Below are 20,667 nucleotides of genomic sequence, written 5' to 3'. Positions count from 1 at the left end.
CGCAACACCTCAACCACCAAACCCAACCTGAAGGAAGACAAAAATGGCAGATGCCTACACCCGCATCGCGGATGCGATCGTTCCGTCCGTCTATGCGCAATACGCTTTCGAAGAACATGTCCAGTCGCTGGAGATCTACCAGGCGGGAATCCTGTTTTCTGACCCGGCCATCTCCTCGAGACTGTCGATGGGGGGCCGCTCCGTCGACATGCCCGGCTGGAAGGATCTCGGCAACGACCCGTCCGAGCCTGTCAACGACGACCCGGCCGACAGCATCGAGATGAAGAAGGTCGGTTCGCGGCGCGAGGTCGCGGCCCGCAACGTGCGCGCCCAGGCCTGGGGCGTTCCGGACCTGACCTCGATCCTTGCCGGCGACGATCCGCAGAAGTTGATCGTCAAGCGGCAGACCGAGTACTGGCAGCGCGCCAACAAGCTGACCCTGCTCGGTATCCTCAAGGGGGTGGTGGCGGACAACATCGCCAATGATGGCGGCGACCTGGTGCGCACCACCGGCGCCTCCATCGTCGACACCGACATCATCGAGGCCGCCTATCTGATGGGCGACCGCGCCGACAAGTTCAAGACGATCTGGATGCATTCCAAGCAGATGAAGGCGCTGAAGCTCGCCGACCTCATCGACTATGTGCCGTCCTCCGAGCAGGGCGGGCCGCTGATCCCCTACTATATGGGGCTGCGCTGCGTAGTCGATGACGACATTCCGGTGGCCGGCGGCGTCTACACCGCCTTCATGTTCAAGGACAAGGCGATCCTGTGGAACGAGCTGCCGGTCAACACCGAGGGCGGCCCGCTGGAGTTCGACCGCAAGCCGCGCCAGGGCCATGGCGGCGGCGTCACCGAAATGGTCGGCCGCCGGCACTTCGTGCCGCACGTGCCGGGCACCCGCTTCCTCGACGCCTCCTCGGCCGGTGAGTTCGCCACCGATGCCGAACTGGCGCTGGCGGTAAACTGGGACCGCACGGCGTCGAGCGTGAAGAACATGACCTTCATCGCGCTGAAGACCACCGAGGCCTGATCGGGCCGAGGCGAGGGGCGGGGGAAACATCTCCCGCTCCGGATGCCCGTGGCAACGTTCTCCAGTCCGATTTGGTCGAGGTGGAATTCCTGACCAGCTTCGGCCTGCACGCCGGCCAGCGAGCGGTGAGGCGCTGGCGTTCCTTCGCGCCCCCCTCTGGCCTGCCGGCCATCTCCCCCACGAGGGGGGAGATCAGCGGTTCCAATGCCGCGCTCATTCCTGCAATGGCGGAGATTGGCGAAAGCCGGCGCGACATCCGATCTCCCCACCTGTGGGGGAGATGGCCGGCAGGCCAGAGGGGGGCGCCGTAGAGTGCCGATCCTACCGGAATAGAAATCCCCAAGCCGCCTCGAGCGGCTTTTTTCCATCCCCGCAATTCACCACGAGGCGACCCATGGCCATCACTCCGCTCGACATCGCCAACATGGCGCTCGCCGTGCTCGACGAGGCGCCGATCGACAGCCTCGACCAGGACGTCAAGGCGGCGCGCCTGCTCAACCTGCATTTCGACCTGACGCGTGAGGCCGAGCTGACCAAATGCGCCTGGGTGTTCGCGATCCTGCGCGCAACGATCGCGGGATCGGATAGCGGCAACGGTGCCTGCACGTTGAACTTCACCTATGAACTGCCGGCCGACTGCCTGCGCCCGCTGCCGCTGACCCACAATGGCGAGGCGGATGGCGTGCCGATCTCCTGGCGGCAGGAGGCGGGCCTCATCTATTGCGACCAGCCGGGGCCGCTCGTCATCCGCTATGTCGCCAACCTGACCGACCCCAATGACTGGGATGCGCTGTTCACCGAAGTGCTCGTGGCGGCGCTCGCCATCAAGATCGCGCATCCGCTGACGCACAAGTCCGGCATGATCGACGTGGCCCGCGCGGCCTATGACCGCGCGCTGGACGCCGCCTTCAATGCCAATGCGATCCAGCGGGGCGGGCGGCTTTACACCGCTTCCTGGTCGCTCCAGCGCGGCGACGGCAGGGGTGTGCGCTGATGACCTCGCTTTATCCGGTTCAGGACGTCTTCACCCGCGGCGAGATTTCGCCGCGCCTCCACGCGCGCGCTTCGCTCGATTTTTACCGGGCAGCACTCGCCCGGTGCGAGAATTTCGTCACGCTGCCGCATGGCGGCATCCGCAAGCGCGGCGGCACCTACTTTGCCGGTGAAGTCAAGGTGTCGGCGAAGAAGACGCGGCTGATCCCGTTCATCTTCTCCGCCGACCAGGCCTATGCGCTCGAATTCGGCGACCAGTATATTCGCGTCTATGCCTATGGCGCCCGCGTCGGCACGGTGGAAGTGGCTTCGCCCTATCTTGAGGCGGACCTGTTCGAGCTCGCCTATGTCCAATCCGCCGACCAGATGTGGATCACCCATCGCAACTATCCGCCGAAAGTGCTGACGCGCACGGCCCATACCGCCTGGACGCTCGACGACTTCCAGTTCCTCGACGGCCCCTATGACGACATCAACTCAACAGCCACCACGCTGACGCCGACCAGTACCGGCCATGCGACGCCGAGGATGACATCCTCGAGCGCACCGAGCGGCACGGTGACCGATGATGGGACGGGATCTAGCAGCTGGAGGATATTCGACCGCGACTTTAACCAGTATGTGAAGGTGGGCGACGGAAGCAGCGGCTTTGTCCAATATCAGTTCCCCGCGGGCCAAGGGAGGGCGGTCAACGCCTACTGGATTGCCTGTACCGACAGTGTCGCGGGCAATGGCGACATGTGCACGGCCTGGGTGCTTTCGGGATCGAACGACGGCTCGAACTACACAACCCTCGACAGCCGCGCCGGCGAGATCGGATGGTCGGGCTCGGAAGTCCGGTTCTTTGATTTCCAGAACTCGACCACCTATCAATACTACCGCTTCAAGTTTTCCGGCGGCGGTGGCAGCGACGCTACCGTCACCAGCATGGCTGAACTGGCCATGGCAGAAAATGGCGATACGATGACGCCCTTCGACCTGACTGCCTCATCGCTGGTCGGCATCAACAATGACACGGGGTTTCAGACGAGCGATGTCGGCCGGGCGATCCGGCTACTGGGCGGCGACAATATCTGGCGCTGGGCCAAGGTCACCAGCCTGACCAGCGCCACATCCGTCAAGATCCGGCTCTACGGCCACGCACTTCCCGATCTCTCGCCGATCACGCGCTGGCGGCTCGGCACTTTCGTGCCCGGCAAATATGTCGAGAGCGGCTCGCTCTATGAGGAGCGTCTCGCCTTCAGCCGGAAATTTTCCGTCTACGCCTCGGCCACGGGCGATTTCGACAAGTTCGCGCTCGGCGAGAAGGACGACGATGCGCTGGAATTCGTCCAGGCCGGCGGCGGCCAGGCCAACGACATCGTCTGGATCGCCGATTCCGATGGCGCGCTGCTGATCGGCACGTCTGGAGGCGTGCGCGCTTTGTCGGGCTCTGGCATAGACGAGGCGCTGACCCCGTCCTCGTTCAAGAACCGGCGTTCGCGCACTTTCGGCTGCGCCCGCATCCGGCCTGTCGATGCCGGCCAGTCGTTCCTCTACGTCACACGCTCGCGCCGGTCGATTGCAGAGCTGACGCAGACCGCGCAGAGCCGTTTTACGTCGGACGACGTCGGCCAGATTTCCGAGCATATTCCCAAGCAGGGTGTGGTCGAGCTCGCCTTCCAGGCGGATCCCGATCCCCTGCTTTGGTTCCCGCTCGATAATGGTGAACTCGGTGGCTATACACACCAGCCGAGCCAGGACGTCAGGGGCATGCACCGACATCGGCTGGGCGGCGTCTTCGGCGATACGGGCTGGGCGGTGGTCGAAAGTGCGGCGGTCACGCCGGGCCAGGATGGCAATGACGATCTCTGGCTCATCGTCAAGCGCACCATCGGCGGCGTGACGAGGCGCTATATCGAGATCAAGACCGCGCCCTTCGAATACGGCGCCGTCGCCGAGGCCTTCGAGGTCGATTGCGGCCTGACTTATCATGGCGCCGCGGTTGCGACGGTGGGCGGCGCGATGCATCTCGCGGGCCAGTCTGTCGACGTGCTGGCCGACGGCAAGGTCTATCGGGGCCTGGCCGTCAGCGGCGGCGGCACGGTGACGCTGCCAGCTGGCGCGACCGCCGCCAGATGGCAGCTCGGGCTGCCCTATGCTGCGGGCGCCGACACGCTGGAACTCGATGTCGGCGGCCGGGACGGCTCCATCATCGGCCGCCGCAAGAAGGTGGCGAAAGTGATCTTGTCGCTGCTCGAGACCGACACGACGGGGCTGGAAGTGCAGTCGCTGATGCGCGGGCGTTGGGAGCCGGTGCGCATGCCTTCGATCGTGACGTCCGATGGCCGGGCAACGCTGTTCAGCGGGAATGTCGAGGTGCCGATCGACGACAGCTGGGAAGGGCAGGGCCGGGTGCGCATCCGCCATGTCAACCCGACCCCCTGCACGATCCGCGCCTTCACGCCGGTGTTCGATGCCGAGCCTTAGTTGATCCCCCCTCGAGGGGGAGATAACGCTTCATCCAAAAGGACATTCCCAATGACATCTCCCCATGCCGATCAGCTCGGCAAGGCGCGGACGGCTGCCGAGTTTGCCGCCGTCATCGCCTTGCTCGATGCCGACCTCAACGACGCGATCGCGCGCAAAGGCCCGTTGGCCGAGGCCGAGGAGCGCGCCGTCTTCGGTGATGGCGACCTTGCCGCCGCGCGCACCGCGCTCGACGATTGCAACGACCGGATCGCGGCCCTGGAAAAGACCATCGACGCCGCCGGCAAGCGCCGCGCCGAGGCCGCGCTGAGCGAGGCGCGCGCCGACATTGCCGCACTTGGCGATGAGGCCGCGGCCAAGGCGGCAAGGCTCGGCGAGCGCTGGCGTGCCGCCCACCGGCTGGTCGAGCAATTGCGACAGGAACTGTTCGAGGCCGATGCACTCGCCCGCGGCATCGCCACCGCCAACGGCCTGTTCGATGCCGCCGGCATGGCGGGCCTGAAGGTGAGCCTTGTCGCCATCCGCCGCACCGCCATGGCAGGGCCTCGCGCGGCGGCGCCCGCGCGCCTCAGCCGCGCAGGGCTGACGGGCGACCGGCAGCTCCTTTCGCTCATCGCCACGGGCGGCGCGCTCGATCCGCGCCCGGCGCTTGGCGGGCCCGCGCGGCAGGACCCGCGCGCCGAGGGCCGAGGCCGCAAAGGCAAATTCATTTCCGCAAGCAAACCCCTTCGCGAACGAGGCTGAACCATGTGCACACTTGCTCTTCTTGGACTGGCGGGCACGGCCGTTTCGGTCGGCGGCGCCCTGATGCAGGGCCAGCAGCAGAAGCAGATGGCCGACTACCAGGCCAGGGTTTATGAGCAGCAGGCGCTGGCCGAGGCACAAAGCACCGCCCTGGACCTGAACCGGGAGCGCCGCAAGCAGGACCTGCTGGAGGCGCAGGCGCGCGCCCAGGCCGGCGCTTCCGGCGTCGGCATTGCCGGCTCGCCCACAGAGGTGCTGGCGGCGAATGCCAGGCAAGGTCAGGTCGACCTCAACTCGACGCGATACAGCTCGCAACTGCGCCAGAACAACCTCAACGATCAGGCGGCCCTCTCGCGCTTCCAGGGTAGGCAGGCGATGACGGACTCGATCTTCAAGGCAGGCGGCAGCCTGATCGATGGCCTTTCGGGTCTCTACAATCCGTCCAGGTCCGTGGCTTTCGGTGGATCATCGCTGTCGCCCCGGGCGAGCAGGGCTATTATCGGTGGCTATACCGGGCTTTACTGAAATGGTTCAGACCCTCCCTCTTTCGGTGGGCCAGAGCCGGCGCGATGCGGGCAATGCGGTTCAGTATCCAGGTTCTCGGCTCGTGAACGAAGCGTTGCAGCAGTTCGGCGATCAGTGGCAGGCCGTCGCGGAGCACTAAGAACGGCGCATGGCGCAACAGCAGGCTTTCGGCGCAAGATCGCCGCTCACCGGCGAACGGCGCCGACCTGCACGACGGCACGCAAGATTGTCGCACGTTGCCTTGCGGATCGCCGTCCGAGTATCTTCCCTAGGATCGGCGTCTGTTTGACCGAAATATTAAATATAAAACCAAAATTCTTACGAACAAAACGTGATTTTCTCACTGAGTCCCGCGTAGCTAAAGGTATTAGGTTGTCCTCAAGAGGGCGCATGGCGACATTTGGCGCAATAAACCGGAAATAATCTCCATTTATGATAATATAATCACGAAATATACCTGCGCAGTGTAGAAATTTTTTTTATTATTTCAAAGTGGGATCGGCGGCCGCGATGGCTTGAGCCGGCCAGATCACCTGCATCAATCATCCCCGCTGTCGCGGGCTTTCATGGAGAAGCCTCATGGCCCGACCTGCAACCGCTGCCGTTCGACTGTTGACCGGCGAACGCGAACCCGTGCGCATCGCCACGACGGGCAATATTTCGCTGTACGGCCTCCAGACGATCGACGGTGTGGCGACCAATGTTGGCGATCGCGTCTTGGTCAAGGACCAGTCAGACCCGAAGTGGAATGGCATCTACACCGCCAGCGCCGGTCAGTGGTATAGGGCGTCCGACGCCTGCACTTCGCGGACCTTGCAGAAGGGAACGACGGTGCATGTGCAGGCCGGCGCCACGAACGCAGCCAGGGTCTTTGCATTCCAGACCGAAGCGCCGGTGATTGGGACGAGCGCGATCACATTGTCGCTTTATCTCTCCGACAACACGTTGGGCGATGCGCAGACGGCGGCCACGGCTGCAGCTGGAAGCGCCACAGCCGCTGCAGGGTCAGCCACCGCTGCGGCGAATAGTGCGGCCGGCGCTGCAACTTCAGCGACGAACGCGGCAACGTCCGCCACCGCTGCATCTGGTTCGGCTTCTGCCGCGACGACCAGCGCGACCAATGCAGGCGCCTCGGCGACTGCCGCTGCTGGGTCGGCATCGGGCGCTGCCACGTCTGCCACGAATGCCGGTAACTCAGCGACCACCGCAGCGGGATCAGCTACGGCGGCGGCCGGATCGGCGACCGCCGCATCAGGCTCGGCCACGGCCGCCAACACTTCAGCTGGCAACGCGTCGACCTCGGCCACCAACGCGGCGGCGTCGGCGACTGCGGCGAACACTTCGAAGGTGAATGCCGCCACATCCGAAACTAACGCTGCGGCTAGCGCCACGGCTGCGGCTGGCTCTGCGACTGCCGCCAACACCTCGAAGAACAACTCCGCCACGTCCGAAACGAATGCCGGCAACAGCGCGACGGCTGCGGCCGGGTCCGCAACGACAGCATCGACGGCTGCAACAAACGCGGGGAATTCCGCCACGGCTGCGGCCGGCTCGGCGACGACGGCAGGAACCGCAGCGACCAATGCAGGAAACAGTGCTACCGCTGCTGCTGGGAGCGCTGTAGCAGCCCAGACGGCTGCACCGTCACTGCCGTTCACGTTCTCGGCCACGACAGCCGATGCCGACCCAGGCAACGGCATTTTCAGGCTGAACAACGCGACAATCGGCTCCGCAACTGCCGCATATGTTGACAACCAGGACAGTGACGGGGTCAGCCAGGCGACGAACCTCGACACGTTCGACGACAGTACCAACACGATCAAGGGCAAGCTGACCATCCGGTCGAAGACGACGGCAGCAACGAAGCACGTCTTCAACGTTTCTGGATCTGTGGTTGATGGGACTGGCTACCGAAAACTGACACTGGCTTACGTTGGTGGCTCGGGCGCCATCGCGAATGGTGAGGCCTGCTGGCTGTTCTTCTCTGCCACAGGCGACAAAGGTGCCGATGGTCTTGGCTCCGGCGACTTCACCGGCCCTGCGTCTTCGGTGACAGACAACATCGTCACCTTTGCCGGCACGACGGGCAAGGCGGGTAAGGACAGCGGGATCAAGGCTTCCGACCTGATCGCCGGTCCTGCCTCAGCAGTCGCCGACAATATCGCCACGTTTAATGGGACGACGGGCAAGCTTGCCAAGGACAGCGGTGTCGCTGTGTCAAGCTTGGCGCCGAAGGCCAACCCGACGTTTACGGGCACGCCGGCAGCACCGACCGCCATTCCTGGCACAAACTCGACCCAACTCGCGACTACTGCTTATGCCGACGCTGCGGCCACTGCGGCTGCGTCGGGCAAGGCAAATACAGCCAGTCCAACTTTCACCGGCACCCCTGCTGCCCCAACGGCTGTGCCTGGAACAAATACCACTCAGCTTGCAACCACGGCATACGCTGATGCCGCTGCAACGGCGGCTGCTTCTGGAAAGGCGAATACTGCAAGCCCGACGTTCACGGGAACCCCTGCCGCACCGACGGCGGCGGCAGGAACAAACACCACGCAATTGGCGACAACAGCATTCGTCAAAGCGGCGATTGATGTTGTGCTGGGCGGTGTCTCCGCATCTTTCGACACGCTGTCCAAGATCGCAACGTCGATGATGCAGAAGGCGGCCGACAATCTCGGCCTGACGGCCGGCTTCACTTCGGTCGCGGTTGATGACGGCACAAAGTTATCCGGCACCTATACGCCGGCACCGACTGGCGGCAACTATCGCAAGATCGCAGCCAATGGCGCCTTCACGCTCGCCGCGCCGTCGACCTCCAACAACTACAATATGACGATCGACATCACCAACGGAGCATCGGCTGGCGCAATTACCTTCTCGGGCTTTGTCTCGGGCCACCCGAAGGGCGACAGCTACGCCACGACCAACGCGGCCAAATTCAAGCTCCACATCTCCAAAACGGATGCCGGCGTTACGGCTGTGCTGGAGGCGCTGTAATGACGCTGATCTGGCCTGCGCAGCCTATGCGCGATCCCGATATCTTCGTCACGGATTTCTCTGAATACACGGTTGGCGCGCAACCGCCTGATTGGACCAACCGCTATGTCACCGGGGGCTTCACGTTCCTGGTACAGAATTCGGCAGGTTCGATCTCCGGCCAAGCGCTGCGGTGGACGAAAACGGCGTCCAATCGCCAAGCGATCTCCTGGGATCGCGTACCTTTGGTCGCCGATGTCGAAATCCTCATGAGAGCCAGAAAAATCACGGCCGGCTCTGACAGTGACAATTTCGTCAATCTCTACGCCCGAGGTTCTGGGTCTGCTGGATCAGAAACCGGCTACCGAATGGCGACTGGCAACACGACCAACGGCAATAAATGGTCCCACGCGCTAACCCGATATTCTGCCGGGTCGGGCTCCGCCATCGGTGGCCAAGGTCTGCCAAGCCCGACCGACATGTCCACTAACGCATGGTTTTGGGCGCGCTTTCGATTGAGCGGGACCCAGTTCCTACGCCGGGCTTGGCTCGACAGTAACAGCGAGCCTGGGACATGGGCCAACACAGATACGGATAGTGGCGTGACATCTGTAGGCTGGGTTGGTCTGCACAATGTCACTTCCTCGCCAAACGTGGAAATCGACTTCTACAGCGTAGCGCTGCGGGGCAAGACCGCGCCTCGGGCGAAGCGATAGGACGTAGAATATGCTTGCATTGATCAAGAGCGACCAGATTATCGGGCTTGTCGCTGAAGGCGCCAGCTTCTCCCATGATGGCAGCGCATGGACGATGCCGGGACAAGCCGGGTGGGAGTTGGACGGCTACACGCTGGTGCCCGTCGCCGATCCAGATCCTATGCCTGATGGCAAAATTTCCAAGGGCAGCACGGTCTAGATCGTCGGCGGAGAGCCGAGGTTCGTGCACTCGCTTGCGGATGAGCCCGCGCCTGACCGGGTATCGGCGCGGCGCTTTCGAATGCAGTTGCGCATTTCGGGACTTCTGGAGCCCGTCCAAACTTGGATAGTGTCACAAGACCCGCTTTTGCAGGACGCGTTCCAATTCTCAGGGGAGTTTGTCCGGTCGGAATCGATGATGCAGTCTGGGTTCACAGCCCTGGGATATTCATCCGAGCAAATCGACGCGTTTTTATCGCAGCGTCGAAGCTTTAGCTCCGCCCATTAAAATCCTGCAGCCTAGTCGCCTCGACCGGCATCCGGGGCTAGATTCTGGAACCTGTCGTGATGGATGATCTGCTCGCCGAAGCGTTCGTCATCGGTCTCGATCGTCCCGTCGGCTGAGAGGCGGACGCGCATCGGCAGGTCGTGGACGGGGTCGAAGCACTGAAGGACAAGTTTGTTTTCCTGCACTTCGATGGTGATTGTATAGAGCCTGCCACTTGGGTCTTTGACGTCGAGCTCAACGCAAACCTTCTGGCAGTCGATATCGCAGCTCCAAGGAGCGGCGCGGTCAGCATTACTATCGATGGGCGCAATAATATGATGCAATTCTGATGCTCCACGCTATGCAACGACGAGATCATATCTCGTTCGCAAAAGGGATTTCAACTGTCACTGGCAGGCACCGACGTCAGCATTTTCCTCGTCGATACCCCGATCCTGCTTTACACGAATGACAAGACGAAACACGCGACTCTCGCAGTGCGTTCAGCGCCATATCAGCGTGGTTGTGATCGCTGCTTTTGTGAACATGCCAGATGCCGTCATGCGGTCAAGATGTCCTCGATCGTAGGTGTGGACCTCGCCGGCGCTAGATAAAACTTCTCCGTGCCATTTCTCGTCCTGTTTGCCCAAGGCTTTGCCAGCTTTATCCAATCGCCTTGGGTTGATCATACTTCATTCGGCCGCATCCTGTTGCGCCGTTCGTAATCCATCATCTCCGAAAGGACTTCCCATGGACCGCAATTTCGCGCGGGCGCTTGCGCTTGTGCTCAGATCCGAAGGCGGCTGGTCGGACAATCCGGCCGATCCGGGCGGCGCCACGATGAAGGGCGTGACGCTCGCCAATTTCCGCCGCTACGTGAAGCCTGGCGCAACCAAGGCCGATCTGCGCGCGATCAGTGATGATCAGGTCGCTACCGTCTACCGGCGGTTCTACTGGGACGCCGTTGCCGGCGCCGAACTGCCCGATGGCGTGGACTATGCCGTGTTCGACTTCGCGGTGAACAGTGGCCCGGGCAATGCGGCGAAGTATCTCCAGGCTGTCGCCGGCGTCACCCAGGACGGGCGGATCGGCCCCGCAACGCTTGGTGCGGTGCGCGCGACACCGGCCGGCGTCGTCATCGACCAGCTTTGCGATGTAAGGCTGGCGTTCCTCAGGCGATTGCCGACATGGCCGACATTCGGGCGTGGCTGGTCCGACCGCGTCAAATCGGTGCGCGCGCAGGCCTTGTCGATGTCGGCCCGAGGCGCGAATTCCGCTGCTGTGCAACCTCCGGAAACGGTGTCGGCGCCCTCGGCAAATCCGATATCCGCCGCCAACACGCCACAGGCCGGGCCAACGCCGCCAGCGTCACGCAATTCCGGGGTTGTGATCGCCGCCAAGGCGGGTGGCTTCGTCGCCGGCTGCCTGCTTGCCGCCTATGCCACCTGGCATCATATCGCCACCGCCTTGCAGGAGATTTTCTGACCATGCCCACCGTCACCCAGCCGACCGTCCGCCCGACCAACAAGCTGACGGCCGCCACGATCGCCGCCGCCGCCCTGTCCGTGTCCGGCATCTTCGTGCGCAATGTCTGGCCTTCCTGGTACGACACCGAGACATGGGCCACGCTTCTGCCGATCGCGGTCTTTGCCGCCGGCTATCTGGTCAAGGATGAGCCGAACGGATGAGCGCGCTCCTGTCATTCCTGCTCGGCAATCCGACCCTCCTCGGCATCGGCGCCGCCATCCTCGCGGCTCTGGGCTGGGGCGTGCGCCAGCGGCTTGCCGGCGAACGGGCCGAACGCGCCAGGCAGGCCGCCACCGAGGCTGCGGCGCGCGACATCGCCAGCCAGGTCCAGAACGATATCGGCGCGCTGCCTCCCGCCGCCGCCCGAAAGGAGCTCAGATCATGGGCAAGGGACTGATGCTCGCCGCGATGGCTGTCGCCATGGCCGGGTGCATGGCCGTCACGGGCGGGTTCTGCGCGGTGTCGAGCCCGCTGCGCCTGTCGGCGACCACGATCGACGCGCTGCCCGACGCCGAGGTCAAGGCTTTGCTGGCACACAACCGCAAGGGCGAGAAACTCTGCGGATGGAAGCCATGACTGGTTTCCTGTCCCCGGGCCTTGCCCGGCTGCTCGGTTTTCCGATTGCGTGGAGGTGGTGCGATGCATGACCTGTTCGACCTGCTCGGCATCAAGGGGCCTGTCGTTGCCGCGGGGCTGGCTGGCGGCGTGCTGCGCGCGCTTTCGCGCCACCGCTACAAGCTGCGCGAAATGGTGGCCTCGCCGATCTGCGGAGCCCTTGCCGCCGCCTATCTGACGCTGCCCGTGGTACAATACGCCCGGGCCACGGGCCTGCCACTGGCCGATGACGACACGACGACGCTGGCGGCCGCCTTTCTCATCGGCGTCTGCGCCATGTGGATTTCGGATATTTTGTTCGAGATGGTGGTGCGCAGGTTCCGGCCGACGGCGGAAGATTGATGGCAACACTCGGTTCGGCGGCGCCGGGCTTGGTATCTATAGCTTCGGACCGGTCACTGCTATATCGCGACTGGGCCATCGGTTCCCGGTGGCATTGACTCAGGCTTTCGGATGCACATCGAAAAATACGACGGGGACCGGAGCGCGCTGTTGCCGCTGTTTGCCTTGGCCGACGATTCTCCCAAACAGATCTCCGGCTATATCGGTGAGGGCGAGGTGCTTGTCGCGCGCGACGGCGAAGAGATCATCGGCCACGCGCAGATCACGGCGACCGATACTGCCGGCACTTTGGAATTGAAGAGCCTCGCGGTCAGCCCGGAACGGCAGGGCGAGGGGGTGGGCAAGGCCCTTGTCGCCGCGGTGGTAGCCCATTGCCGCGAGCACGACGGTCGCCGCCTGATCGTTTCGACGGCCACGGCCGACATCGGCAACCTGCGGTTCTACCAGCGCCAGGGGTTTCGCATGTGCCGGATCGTCCAGGATGCGTTCGGGCCCTCGACCGGTTACCCTGAAGGCCTGCTCGTGGATGGGATTCCGCTGCGCGATCAAGTGATTTTCGAACACGACCTTGGCGCCGTCTGACAACGGCGCCGCTTGCCTGTCTCCATGTTGCAGGCGCCGCAAAGTTAATCATGTCGATTATGCATAATCATTATTGTTAATTTTTGATTATCGCACTGAAGATCCGTAAGTACTTGAGCGTACCGGTCGTTCATATATTGTTAAACCAGAGGTAGACCACGGAAGACGGAAGCCATCTCCATCAATCAAACGGGAGTAGCTTTCATGAACAAGTTCACTGTCATTTTCACCGCTGCCGCAATCGCATCGTCCGCCGGCGTGGCCGAGGCCGGCGGCTGGGGAGGCAATTCGGGCAGTCTCATCAACATTTCGCCAACGGTCGATCTCGGCAAGATCGGCGTGCTCAACAACGTGCTCAGCGGCAACAACATCCTGAGCGGCAACCTCGTCGAGGGCATTCTCAGCGGCAACAAGACCAGCCTCGTCGGGGGCATTCTGAGCGGTATCGGCATCAACCTTGCCGGCGGCAACAGCTACAAGCTCGGCAAGCGTCACTAGATCCAGCCAACAGGGCAACCCAAATAGCCCGCTCCGGTTCGCCGGGCGGGCTATTTCGCGTTTGGCGTCGAGGCGCGATGGCAGCGCGCCATCAAGCGATTCGCACGGACGCGGTGCCATGTTCGCTGGAGTGGCTCCGGCGGTCCGAACCGAAGACGGTGAGCGGGCAAGTGCGGACAGGAGCGGGCAATTCAGACCATCCGCCGCAGGCCTGTTTGACGAACCAGACCGATCCTGCATGTCTCGGACACCATCGCCGCCATCGCAATATATCCTGTGTTCCGACCGCGACAGGGGCTTGGCTTTCGACATTGGACAAGGGGATCATGACCAGAAAGACATACGAAAAACCGACGCTGCTTCGCCGCGAAAAACTTTCCGCCGTCGTCGCGGCGGTCACCGTGTCCGGTACCAGCAGCGCCTAGAGAGATGATCTCAGGTCCAACCGGCCTGAGATCCGAATCCCTCATCTCATTGCAAAGGCCCGCCGCCCGACTGGGCGGCGGGCCTTTCTTCTTTTTGGCTGGCGGTCGTTTCCATCATGGGATCCCGTCAAGCAGTCCGGGTAGCCGGAAATAGCGATGCAATACGCTCTCGGCTGTTTCCAGCGCGCCCTCGATCCATGCCTGCCTCGGTGACCATGCCTCGCCGCAGACATGAATGGGTGCACCGGCAACCGGACGCAGGGCTAGTGCGGCGGCCTCATCGGGCTTGCTGCCGGCCGCCCACAGATGGAAGGCGCCGCCGAACGGGGCGGCGGCCCAGTCGCGGATCATGGCTTTCAGGGGAAGCGGAGGCGCGCGCCGCAATTTCGGCCGGTAGACCGTCTCGACCATGCGACGGATTTCGGCCATGGCGGGATCGTCGGACGCCAGCCATGCGCCATCCGGAAGCGACCGCCCGCGCCAGAAGGCGCCACGTTCACCGTCGGCGAACATGGCGAGCGCACCGATGCCGCGGTGTTGCGGCCGGTCCTCGGCACCGAAATGCCTGACCATTCCGAGCGGCAGGTCGGTCACCGCGATCGCGGTGCGGAAGCCCGCATGTGTCCACCAGCAGTCCGGATAGAGGATGGCTGAGGTCACCACCGGCCAGGCATCGACCGCGGCAAGCAACGCACGGACAGTATCGAGGCGGTTGAAGCCGCCAAGGCCGGCAATGGCGACCTTGGGAAGCGCCAGGATCACGCTCCCCGCCCGGACCGGTGGCCGACGCCCGCCAAAGCCCAGTGTGATCGCGCCACCGGCATCAATGGCCAGGTCGAGGAGGGGACAGTCGGTAGCGATGTCCACGCCCTTGTCGTGCGCGGCCGCCGCCAGCGCATCGGTCACGCAGGACATGCCGGAGGGAACGTCGAACATCTGGTGCGAGCCCTTGAACAGACTTTGTTCTGCCCAGCCGAGCACCGCGTCGGCGTTGACCGGTGAGGTCCAGAAACCGTAACCCGAACGGTCCGCCAGATAGGCCATCTCCTGCGGGCTCAGCAGTTGCGACAGGCGAGGCCCGAGCTCTCCGGCAAGCCCTTCGAAGTCCGTCGCTTTGCGCTGGGCCTTTCGCAGCAACCGGCCGGGGCCGCCGCGCTGGAGGCTCACCGTGACATCATAGGCGAAGGGGCGGCGCAGCCGCGCCTTGCCGATCTCGGCGTGCGAGCGTGTGCGGCCGCGCAAGTGAACAAGGCCCGCGCCGTCATCCTTTTGCTCGGCACGCATCGCGATGCCCAGATCCTGCAGCAGCCGGATGAGAAGATGATGGTCGTCCCGGATCGATTGCGCACCGAGTTCGACTGTCAGGCCCGGCGCAGGATAAAGCGTATGAATGCGGCCTCCGAGCCGCCCCGATGCCTCGAACAGCTTTATCCGCCTCCCGCCAGCGCCGGCGAGCCGCCAGGCGGCGTAGAGGCCGGCAATGCCGCCGCCGACGATCGCAACGTCCGTTTCCACCTGGCCCCCAAGCGAAGTCCCAGCCACCCGGCAGGAAGCTACTTTGCTTCAATGGACCGGCTTGGCAAGGCCCAGGGTGGTTCGTCCTATGCCAGGATGTTGACGGCCCGGGCCGCGACCAGCGCGATCGTCAGCAGGGAGATCAGCGCCTCGGCCATCATCAGAAGCTTGGCGCGCTGCGAAAGCGGCATGGTGTCGGTCGGCGAGAACGCCGTCGCATTGGTGAAGGCGAGGAAGACGTAGTCGACGAACCCAGGCAGCCAGTCCCGGATCTCGCGGTCGTTGAGCGTCATCTGCGGAAACAGGAAATCAGCCTGAGCGCGCTTGACGAGGCCGCAGGTCGGCGGCCCGCCGCGGTCGGTGCTCCAGAACCAGAGGGCGAAGACGATGACATTGGTGACCCAGATGTTGAGCGCGTCGACCAGCAGGGTCTGGCCGCTCGAACCGGCATGGCCGGCGAGCAAGGCGCGCACCAGGAACACCAGCGAACCGCAGTTCATGACGCTGACGACACCGGTCATGACCAGCGCCGTCCTGCGGATCATCACGCGAAAGCGGCCGACCAGATGCCAGTGCTCTTCCTCGAAAGCCTTCTGGGTGGCGACTTGTGTCCAGGCTGTCGCGACGGACAGCGGCACCAGCAGCGCCGCCTCGATTGCCGGCGCCAACCAGCGGGGACCGAACGAAAGATCGTTGATGACCAAAAGCTGCAGGCAGATGATGACCAGGACGGCGCCGCGCGCCAGCCAGAAGTCGAGTGCGCGGTGGTGGATGATGGCATGCTGGTGACGCATCGGATGTCCGGGATGTTCAGGCCAACCGGATTTTGCGCCCAGTTCTGCCTTGGGGGAGGGAAACGCGGCATGAAATTCCCGTCCAATCTTGGTTATGCAATGGCGCGCAAGTATACTTTTTTGTAAGTTTCGGCGTTTGGGGCTGTTCGGAAAACCGGACGATGTGATTAAAGCGCCGCATGGCGGGAATAGATGACTCCATGGATCGTTGGGTGCCGGCAGGTTTACCTGCCCCGGGTTTGAATCCCTCGCCAGCCTGGTCGGCCCTGCTTCGTCATCCCTGGCGGCTGTTGGCGCTTCTGTGCCTTGCGCAGATAGTGTGCTGGACGCTGGCGCCGGCGCTTATCAACCCCGCACCTCCGGGCGATGTCGTGGAGGGTTTCATGTGGGGCCGCGAATGGGTGCTTCTGACCTACAAGCACCCGCAGCTTCCCGGTTGGCTGCTCGAAACCAGCCATCTTTTGACAGGCTCTTTCCGCTGGCCGCAATATCTGCTGTCCCAACTCACGGTGACGACCACCTTCGTCCTCGTCTACCTGCTGGCGCGCGACATGCTCGGCCCACGCCGTGCGATTGCCGCTGTTCTCTTCATGCCGTCGATCTATTTCTTCGGCTGGCCGACCGTGCAATTCAATCATGACTATGCCCAGATGCCTTTCTGGGCAGCCATATGCTGGCTGCTCTGGCGCGCCGGCCGCGGTGACGGCCCGGGCTGGTGGCTGGCGCTCGGGCTGGTGTCAGGCGTTGGGCTCTACGCAAAGTTCTCGACCGGTCTGCTGCTTGCCTTCGGCGCTCTCTGGCTTCTGTCGGACGCGCGTGCGCGCAGCCGGCTGGCGACCCCGTGGCCATGGCTCGGCCTTGCCGTCTTTGTTGCCGTGGCGGCGCCACTGGCCATCGAGCTGTACCGCATCGATTTCCTGCCGCTGACCTATTTCGCGGATCGCGACCAGTGGGTGAGCGCGCACCGCGCGCGTCTCTACTACATCGGCGTGCAGATGGCCGGGCTCGCCGGCTTCTTCGTGGTGTTGGCGATATCGGGGCTGCTAAGGCGCTCTCCGGCTCCCGAAACACCCGTCGAGCGCCGCATTCTGGTCTACCTGGTGTGGATGGGGCTTGGTCCTCCTGCCCTGATCATGGTGGCGTCCTTGTTCACCGGCACGGGCGAAGCCTGGGGCGCGCCGATGTACAATCTCGTCGGCGTCGTGGTGCTTGCCTTCTTCGGTCACCGGCTTGGCGTCGCCGAGATGCGAAGGCTTGTGGTCTGTGCGCTCTTCTTCATTGTCGCCGTCTCAAGCGCCTATGCGGCGCTGCGCTGGACGGGTTGCAATCTGCGCGGCCGCATGGATGCCGTCTGCTGGCCGGCCCGGCCGATTTCGCAAGAGGCCGAGGCAGTGTGGCACGCGGTGGTGCCTGGCCGGCTCGACATTGTCGGCGGCGATACCAACCTGGCCATGCTGGCCGGCCTCAATGCCTCTGACAAGCCCTCGATCTTTACCGATCTCAACACGCGTTTCGCGCCCTGGATCACAAGGCAGCGCCTCTATGACAACGGCATGCTGCTGATCTGGAGAGGCCCCGAGGTGCCCTCGCAGCTGCGGGCCTGGGTAGGCGACCTCCCGGTCAAGACGGTTCCCTTCAACTGGTCTCTCAAGGCGCCGCCGGTTCTGGTGAGCTTTGCCGTCATTCCACCGGGCACGCGGCATCTGCCGCTGCCGTTAGACAGCCGGACCAGGCATGCCAGGGATTAGAGCGCACGCTTCACGCCGACGCTGACTTGATGCCTGATCCCTGCGCTGTCGTTCAGGTGGCTGGACGAAACAGGCAACAATGCCCATTTATGGGAAATCCAATTTTGTCAGCGCAGTTCCCGGCGCAAGGCGCCAGCTGGAATTGCTTTTCGGGAGACGTGACATGGCGACTTCGAGCGAACGTGCAGTGCTTGCCGGCGGCTGTTTCTGGGGCATGCAGGATCTGATCCGGCGCTTCCCGGGAGTCCTTTCCACCCGTGTCGGCTACAGTGGAGGCGATGTGCCTCACGCCACCTATCGCAATCACGGCACCCATGCCGAGGCCATCGAAATCATCTTCGATCCGGCTGGGATCAGCTACCGTGACCTCTTGGAATTCTTCTTCCAGATCCACGATCCGACGACACGCAACCGCCAGGGCAACGATGTCGGCTTGAGCTATCGCTCGGCGATCTACTACACCAGCGACGAGCAGAAGCGCGTGGCCGAGGATACGATTGCCGATGTCGATGCCTCCGGCCTCTGGCCCGGCAAGGTCGTCACCGAGGTGGCGCCGGCCGGCGCCTTCTGGGAGGCCGAGCCCGAACATCAGGATTACCTGGAGAAATATCCGAACGGCTATACCTGCCATTTCGTAAGGCCAGGCTGGAAGCTACCGGTCCGCGAAAGGGCAGCTTCGTAAAGCTGGACGGACCGGGAGCCATGCTCCCGGTCCGGATTGCCAAAAACGTCAGATTTGAAAGGTCAGTTTTCAGATAGCACCGATTACCGCTGCTTTTGTCCTGGAAATCTCCGAATACACCGGCCCGCTGCTGGCCGGCTGGCTCGATGGGGGAAACCGTATCGGCGCGGTCGTCGTTCCCGGCTTCCCGCGTCGGCCTGCCGGTTTCAGTATCGGCAATTCCCGCAGGCGGCTGCAGCGCAAGCTGCTGCTCAGACGGTTTGTCGGCAACGCCGACGTCAGGCTTATCGAGTTCGGCCGCCCCTACGACTGGGAAGGACTTGGGCGGCAACTGTCTGAAATCAACGCCGATGTGCTGGTCTGCTATGCCTTCCCAACCCTCATTCCCCAGAGCCTGCTTGACCGCTTTCCCCAAGGCGGGGTCAACCTGCATCCGGCGCTTTTGCCGAATTACCGCGGACCTCATCCATTCCATCGCCTTGCGGCCGATGGCCAGCATGCCGCCCATGGCGGCGTGACGCTACACAGGATGTCCGCCGGTTTCGATGACGGCGACATTCTTGGGCAGGTGCGATTCAGCGAAGCCGACTGGACGTCGAAACAGACGCTCGTCGCCAGCTCGGCGGCCGCGATGCGAATGCTGGTGAGCGAGGCGGCGCCTGCCTATTGCAGGGGGAGGCTGCATGGGGTTCCGCAGCCGAAGGGCGACTTCATCTGGGCTCGGATGGAGCCGGTTCACACGATGATTTCATCGGCGATGCCGATCGGGCACGTCACGCTTTTGTGGCACGTGCTCGGATTGCTGCCGGGAATCTACCTGCAGATGGGAGAACACAAGGTAAGACTGGGATTCCAGATCAAGCGGCTAGGTCCGCCCACGGGGCATGCGCCGACCCTGCGATGGGGCGCGGTGGAATTCGATCTCGCCGACGGCAGGGTCCTGTATCTCACCTACAACCGGCTGCTCAAACGTCTGGTGAAGGTGAGGGCCATGTTCGCGCGGACGTCTTCCCCAAAGGGGCGCCTGGAAATGCGGCTATACGGCGAGACAAAGACCGCCAACCGCCAAGACGGCTAAGCGCCGGATGGCTGCCCCTTTTCTTCTCCCGGAATTACTTGCCGCAGTTCTTGTCGTTCACGGCCGGTGCCGTGGCATTGCCGTTGGCGTCCGACTTGTGCGTCGCCCGGGTCTGGCGCAACGCTTTTGGTGCTGCCTCCTGAAAAAATGACTTTCCAGGCCGATCGAATGGTGCTTTAACGCGCGCATCCACAGGGGTGCTCCGTACGGTCGGGGCTGAGACGGGGGCGGCAAGCCCACAGACCCTAGAAGCTGATCTGGGTAATACCAGCGGAGCGAGGCGGGCGATGTTTTCAGGCGCACAGGTTTCCCTATATCCCATGTCCGACGATTTCGTCGGCGTCATCCTTGGCGCGCTCGGCGCGCTCGATCCCTGGCGCGACAGGCTCAGGATCGAGACCGACGATATCTCGACGCTGCTGGTGGGGCCGCCCGAGGTGCTGTTTCCGGCGCTGCGCGACCTGTTCGTGGCGGCGGCGCGCAGCGGCAAGCATTGCGTGCTGTCGGCCGCCATTTCGCGGGGTTGTCCCGGTGAACCCGACGATCCGATCTGTCGCACCGACACACTTGGCGGACCGGTCGGACCGCTTGGTCCGCGCAAGGAAGCGGCCATTGCCGCCGTGCGCGGTGCCGCTGCAACCGGCCAGCCAGCCGCGGCCCAGTTTTCGCTCTATGTAATGGGCACCGGCGACCATATGGACGAGATCTACGGCTGCATCGACTTCCTGAAGCAGTCCGGCGTCTATGATCGCTCCAAGAATTTCTGCACCAAGCTGCGCGGCGATGCCGGCTCGATTTTTTCGGCGCTGAACGAAGCCTTCTGCCGCTTCGGGCCGGGTGCAGGGCACGTAACCCTCGACGTCACGGTTTCCGCCAACAGCCCCACCGCTGTCTGAACCGTTCGCGCCGTCGCGACCGCCGTCAAGGTTGTCTTAT

At 63.4% G+C, this 20,667-nt stretch carries 23 protein-coding genes and 1 riboswitch; of the genes, 20 read left to right on the top strand and 3 right to left on the bottom strand.

Annotated elements, in window-relative coordinates; translation table 11 throughout:
• Positions 1-43 precede the first annotated feature (43 nt).
• From FFS37_RS28765 to FFS37_RS28725, 8 genes are all read left to right on the top strand, one after another.
• A complete protein-coding gene (locus tag FFS37_RS28765) occupies positions 44-1,033 on the top strand; it encodes a Coat protein (RefSeq protein WP_137934354.1) in 990 nt (329 codons plus the stop codon).
• Between the two features lie 394 nt (positions 1,034-1,427).
• Positions 1,428-2,027 (top strand): hypothetical protein, encoded by a 600-nt coding sequence (locus FFS37_RS28755; RefSeq protein ID WP_137934353.1) that lies wholly within the window; start codon positions 1,428-1,430, stop codon positions 2,025-2,027.
• Positions 2,027-4,495, top strand: coding sequence for a hypothetical protein (locus FFS37_RS28750; RefSeq protein ID WP_137934352.1), 2,469 nt, complete (start codon positions 2,027-2,029; stop codon positions 4,493-4,495). Before FFS37_RS28755 ends, FFS37_RS28750 begins: the two co-directional genes overlap by 1 nt.
• Positions 4,496-4,546: 51 nt before the next feature.
• Positions 4,547-5,239 (top strand): hypothetical protein, encoded by a 693-nt coding sequence (locus tag FFS37_RS28745; RefSeq protein WP_232375800.1) that lies wholly within the window; start codon positions 4,547-4,549, stop codon positions 5,237-5,239.
• Between the two features lie 3 nt (positions 5,240-5,242).
• The gene (locus tag FFS37_RS28740) at positions 5,243-5,764 is read left to right on the top strand and encodes a virion core protein, T7 gp14 family (protein WP_137934351.1); all 522 of its coding nucleotides are present in this window, start codon (positions 5,243-5,245) and stop codon (positions 5,762-5,764) included.
• 579 nt (positions 5,765-6,343) lie between these two features.
• Complete coding sequence (locus tag FFS37_RS28735; protein WP_137934350.1) at positions 6,344-8,764, top strand: phage tail protein; 2,421 nt, start codon at positions 6,344-6,346, stop codon at positions 8,762-8,764.
• Complete coding sequence (locus tag FFS37_RS28730) at positions 8,764-9,459, top strand: hypothetical protein (protein WP_137934349.1); 696 nt, start codon at positions 8,764-8,766, stop codon at positions 9,457-9,459. The genes FFS37_RS28735 and FFS37_RS28730 overlap by 1 nt, the downstream gene beginning before the upstream one ends.
• 10 nt (positions 9,460-9,469) lie before the next feature.
• A complete protein-coding gene (locus FFS37_RS28725) occupies positions 9,470-9,658 on the top strand; it encodes a hypothetical protein (RefSeq protein ID WP_137934348.1) in 189 nt (62 codons plus the stop codon).
• A gap of 299 nt (positions 9,659-9,957) precedes the next feature.
• On the opposite strand, the gene FFS37_RS28715 is transcribed toward FFS37_RS28725, so the two are convergent.
• Positions 9,958-10,269 (bottom strand): hypothetical protein, encoded by a 312-nt coding sequence (locus FFS37_RS28715; protein WP_137934346.1) that lies wholly within the window; start codon positions 10,267-10,269, stop codon positions 9,958-9,960.
• A gap of 406 nt (positions 10,270-10,675) precedes the next feature.
• On the opposite strand from FFS37_RS28715, the gene FFS37_RS28710 reads away from it, so the two are divergent.
• The 8 genes from FFS37_RS28710 (at position 10,676) to FFS37_RS28675 (ending at position 13,914) form a co-directional block, all read left to right on the top strand.
• Positions 10,676-11,410, top strand: a complete 735-nt coding sequence (locus FFS37_RS28710) for a glycoside hydrolase family 108 protein (protein WP_137934345.1) — start codon at positions 10,676-10,678, stop codon at positions 11,408-11,410.
• A 2-nt stretch (positions 11,411-11,412) separates the two neighbouring features.
• Complete coding sequence (locus tag FFS37_RS28705) at positions 11,413-11,613, top strand: hypothetical protein (RefSeq protein ID WP_137934344.1); 201 nt, start codon at positions 11,413-11,415, stop codon at positions 11,611-11,613.
• Positions 11,610-11,849 carry an ABC transporter permease gene (locus tag FFS37_RS28700; protein WP_137934343.1) on the top strand — a complete coding sequence of 80 codons (240 nt, stop codon included), beginning with the start codon at positions 11,610-11,612 and terminating at the stop codon, positions 11,847-11,849. Before FFS37_RS28705 ends, FFS37_RS28700 begins: the two co-directional genes overlap by 4 nt.
• Complete coding sequence (locus tag FFS37_RS28695; protein WP_137934342.1) at positions 11,834-12,028, top strand: hypothetical protein; 195 nt, start codon at positions 11,834-11,836, stop codon at positions 12,026-12,028. Before FFS37_RS28700 ends, FFS37_RS28695 begins: the two co-directional genes overlap by 16 nt.
• Positions 12,029-12,091: 63 nt before the next feature.
• Complete coding sequence (locus FFS37_RS28690; RefSeq protein WP_137934341.1) at positions 12,092-12,409, top strand: hypothetical protein; 318 nt, start codon at positions 12,092-12,094, stop codon at positions 12,407-12,409.
• A 111-nt stretch (positions 12,410-12,520) separates the two neighbouring features.
• Positions 12,521-12,991 carry a GNAT family N-acetyltransferase gene (locus FFS37_RS28685; protein WP_137934340.1) on the top strand — a complete coding sequence of 157 codons (471 nt, stop codon included), beginning with the start codon at positions 12,521-12,523 and terminating at the stop codon, positions 12,989-12,991.
• Positions 12,992-13,195: 204 nt separating this feature from the next.
• On the top strand, positions 13,196-13,489 hold the full coding sequence (locus tag FFS37_RS28680) for a hypothetical protein (protein WP_137934339.1): 294 nt from the start codon (positions 13,196-13,198) through the stop codon (positions 13,487-13,489).
• Between the two features lie 326 nt (positions 13,490-13,815).
• Positions 13,816-13,914, top strand: a complete 99-nt coding sequence (locus FFS37_RS28675) for a putative RiPP precursor (protein ID WP_137934338.1) — start codon at positions 13,816-13,818, stop codon at positions 13,912-13,914.
• A 114-nt stretch (positions 13,915-14,028) separates the two neighbouring features.
• Here FFS37_RS28675 and FFS37_RS28670 read toward each other — a convergent pair whose 3' ends face one another.
• Both FFS37_RS28670 and FFS37_RS28665 read right to left on the bottom strand, forming a co-directional pair.
• Positions 14,029-15,429, bottom strand: a complete 1,401-nt coding sequence (locus FFS37_RS28670) for a flavin monoamine oxidase family protein (protein ID WP_171026465.1) — start codon at positions 15,427-15,429, stop codon at positions 14,029-14,031.
• Between the two features lie 86 nt (positions 15,430-15,515).
• Positions 15,516-16,223 carry a hypothetical protein gene (locus FFS37_RS28665; RefSeq protein WP_137934336.1) on the bottom strand — a complete coding sequence of 236 codons (708 nt, stop codon included), beginning with the start codon at positions 16,221-16,223 and terminating at the stop codon, positions 15,516-15,518.
• 383 nt (positions 16,224-16,606) lie between these two features.
• On the opposite strand from FFS37_RS28665, the gene FFS37_RS28660 reads away from it, so the two are divergent.
• From FFS37_RS28660 to FFS37_RS28645, 4 genes are all read left to right on the top strand, one after another.
• Positions 16,607-17,971 carry an ArnT family glycosyltransferase gene (locus FFS37_RS28660; RefSeq protein ID WP_232375799.1) on the top strand — a complete coding sequence of 455 codons (1,365 nt, stop codon included), beginning with the start codon at positions 16,607-16,609 and terminating at the stop codon, positions 17,969-17,971.
• Positions 17,972-18,134: 163 nt separating this feature from the next.
• A complete protein-coding gene (msrA, locus tag FFS37_RS28655) occupies positions 18,135-18,653 on the top strand; it encodes a peptide-methionine (S)-S-oxide reductase MsrA (RefSeq protein WP_137934334.1) in 519 nt (172 codons plus the stop codon).
• A 73-nt stretch (positions 18,654-18,726) separates the two neighbouring features.
• Positions 18,727-19,731: a formyltransferase family protein gene (locus FFS37_RS28650; RefSeq protein WP_137934333.1), complete on the top strand. Its 1,005-nt coding sequence runs from the start codon at positions 18,727-18,729 to the stop codon at positions 19,729-19,731.
• Between the two features lie 183 nt (positions 19,732-19,914).
• Positions 19,915-20,028, top strand: a riboswitch (TPP riboswitch).
• Complete coding sequence (locus FFS37_RS28645) at positions 20,019-20,627, top strand: YkoF family thiamine/hydroxymethylpyrimidine-binding protein (protein WP_137934332.1); 609 nt, start codon at positions 20,019-20,021, stop codon at positions 20,625-20,627. (Overlaps the previous riboswitch by 10 nt.)
• Positions 20,628-20,667: the final 40 nt, after the last annotated feature.

The sequence above is a fragment of the Mesorhizobium comanense genome, assembly GCF_005503535.1.
Taxonomy (GTDB): domain Bacteria; phylum Pseudomonadota; class Alphaproteobacteria; order Rhizobiales; family Rhizobiaceae; genus Mesorhizobium; species Mesorhizobium comanense.
Note: the sequence above shows the minus strand (reverse complement) of the source record. Positions and strands in the feature narration are given on the sequence as shown.